The organism is Paenibacillus sp. IHBB 3054 (genome assembly GCF_051594305.1).
Lineage (GTDB): Bacteria > Bacillota > Bacilli > Paenibacillales > Paenibacillaceae > Paenibacillus_AQ.
The window spans coordinates 1-2,534 of the sequence record NZ_JBOFBG010000087.1 but is presented as its reverse complement, the minus strand read 5'-3'; the positions used below and the strand labels follow the sequence as shown (position 1 = coordinate 2,534).

5 protein-coding genes are annotated in these 2,534 nt (G+C 38.1%); 1 reads left to right on the top strand and 4 read right to left on the bottom strand.

Annotated features, from left to right (window positions below; all coding sequences use genetic code 11):
• From ACQ76X_RS35660 to ACQ76X_RS35645, 4 genes are all read right to left on the bottom strand, one after another.
• A partial coding sequence (locus ACQ76X_RS35660) for a recombinase family protein (RefSeq protein ID WP_438498625.1) occupies positions 1-177 on the bottom strand: 177 nt, incomplete at its 3' end.
• Between the two features lie 201 nt (positions 178-378).
• Entirely contained in the window at positions 379-564 is a 186-nt protein-coding gene (locus tag ACQ76X_RS35655; protein WP_438498624.1) for a hypothetical protein, read from the bottom strand.
• An 89-nt stretch (positions 565-653) separates the two neighbouring features.
• Entirely contained in the window at positions 654-857 is a 204-nt protein-coding gene (locus tag ACQ76X_RS35650) for a hypothetical protein (RefSeq protein WP_438498623.1), read from the bottom strand.
• A 21-nt stretch (positions 858-878) separates the two neighbouring features.
• Positions 879-1,145 carry a hypothetical protein gene (locus tag ACQ76X_RS35645; protein WP_438498622.1) on the bottom strand — a complete coding sequence of 89 codons (267 nt, stop codon included), beginning with the start codon at positions 1,143-1,145 and terminating at the stop codon, positions 879-881.
• A gap of 307 nt (positions 1,146-1,452) precedes the next feature.
• On the opposite strand from ACQ76X_RS35645, the gene ACQ76X_RS35640 reads away from it, so the two are divergent.
• Positions 1,453-2,223: a hypothetical protein gene (locus ACQ76X_RS35640; RefSeq protein ID WP_438498621.1), complete on the top strand. Its 771-nt coding sequence runs from the start codon at positions 1,453-1,455 to the stop codon at positions 2,221-2,223.
• Positions 2,224-2,534: the final 311 nt, after the last annotated feature.

The window sequence follows — 2,534 nt, the reverse complement described above, 5'->3', positions numbered from 1 at the left end:
CAGATCTCCTTCCCGCAGCATAAGCCGCATCGCCTGATAGCGTGGACGATCAAAATCCTTGCCACTCTGCTTATCGACAAAAACAAATCGCTCCTCGATCCCTAACTCCCGGAATTTCAGAAGCTGCCGCTCTACATTTTGCTCCTTCGTTGAAACTCTTCCGTATGCAATCTTCAATGGAACCCCTCCTAATAGAAAAAACGTCTCAAATGATCCCTTGAATCACTGAGACGTTCCATAATTGATTTTATGGCTTTTTGAAACGAACTAATGCCCATTCATTCCTCTGTCTCAAAATGCATGCTTTTGGGAACTGTTTCTTCATTAAAATAGAACGGTGACCTGGGTCACCTCAAATTGAAACTCATAAATGAAAATCTATTTATAACGTTTACCTACGAACTCTAATTGCTCAACTATGTGTATGAAATCTCGCTCCATTTTCTCATAGAGCTCCAAATCTCCTTTTGTAATCGCATCCTCCATAAGATCGCTATAATCTGCAAGTTGCTGCAATAAAGTGCGCCGCTCATGCAGGTGTCCTTTCTGTATTTTGAAGTTCATCCATTCACGCTCCTTATTCATTTTGATAATTCTGCCTACAGCAGATTGTAAAGGCATATACGCAGTCCTAACCTAACCTAAGAAGCCCATTAAGATTCAGGAACTATTTTATAATAAACCGCTTCAATACTCCCCTTAATTGGACGTACACTGGTTCCAGTTCTTTTAAGGTCAGAAATAATTATATTCGCCTTGTTTTTATCCTCAAACCCCTCTAAAATCTCCTCATAAGTTGTATATCCTTCGAAACGTCTTCCCATGCCCGTAATTCCGGTATAAACAGCTATCTTCATTTCAATCATTCCTTCTCTTATTCATTTATGTGTCGGCCAGTTCTCCCAACTCTTCCCCGCACAACGTGCAGTGATCGGACTATACATTAAATGTTCTTCACAAACACCTTGATATACAAGATAAAATCCATCCTGCATTTCAAACATTGAACGCTTTTTCCTGCCAATTCTCGTTATCTTATCTCCTGGAATAATCAGACGGTCGCCAAGTTGGATCATGATAGGCTGGATCTTATCCCCTTCTTCCAGTTGACCATACATAGCTCCCCATTTCGTCTGAGTTTGCATATGTCTCAACCTTTCTGTTACGTCGTATGCGTCTACCGCTAGTGTCTTCGTACTGCGTAACAATCACTTTGTCTCTCGATGAAAAAGTTTCATAAAGCTAACGGGCAGTTTAGTTCCAATACATGGTAAAATAACTTATCGATCCCATTTAGGTGGTGAGTAATATGATCCATTATTAATAAGTGAAATACTGGGTATCAGTAAGCCTGCTTCTATGGGTTTCATTAGAAAGTAATTACGGATTTAGGAATAAGTTAATATCTAAACGATACATATATGCAAATATTCAAATAAGGAGAATATTACATTGATATTACTCAGAACAAAAAGGATCAAAATAATCGGCTTTTCTACCATTCTGATATTCGCTCTCGTTTTACTGTTCTTATATTTGATTTATGCTAAGCAAACAAATGCTGTATTAGTCAACTACTCAAATATGAAACAAATTGCTCATAATGTATACGTTGAACCTGAAATCAATGAGAGTGAAAAAGCAGGACTAATCAATTATGTTCAAACATCTACTGTAAAAATCAATGCACTTTTTGGTCAAAAAGAATCGACCCCTGTTTTAATCTATGCAAAATCAAAAAAGGCTTTAGAAAATTACGCAGATTCAGATATAGGACAAACTTATTATTATCCGTGGAATAACTACATTGTTATCGGACCAAGTGGTTATAACGAAAACGTTATTGCTCATGAATTTACACATGCAGAATTAAGGAAGAGGCTCAGAAACAGCAGTAAGGTGCCAATATGGTTTGATGAGGGTTTAGCCGCTATGGTTGATGGTCGATTTCCCGATAATGAAATGATTTGGAACATCCAAACTAATGACGGCAAAGAATCAATAAATTTTAATCTTTTGGACTCCCACTCTGCATTTCATTCTAATGCTAAAAGTCATATAAATTATGAACTGGCGTGTTATGAGGTTTCGAGGTGGTATGGGATTGTTGGTACACCTGGTTTATTAAAACTAATTGATTCTTTAAATAAAGGTGGAGATTTTAATGATGTTTATAAAGGGATCGAAAGTAATTTGAGTAATGAAGCTAACGGAAAACGTTAGTTTAACAATACAGCGGCAGTCTATGACTTTATTTTCTCGCTCAGAGCTGCCGTCGTTTAAAATTTTGGGGGCCAATGTTTTTTAGCACCTTTTGCGAAAATGGTTTCGTTCGCAAAAGGTGCTACTGTCTCCATTCCAGCCCAATGAGCTGCTAAGTCAATAACGCCTTACCGGAGAAAAGTCTGAGTTTTCTCACCGTACAATCCATCCCTTACTGCGCCGTTTGCGTCAACGATCCAGTACCCTCGGAATGCGCATTACATGTCTTCTTGGTTAATCAGCCCAAGGTTCTCTAAATCGTAATCGTCCAT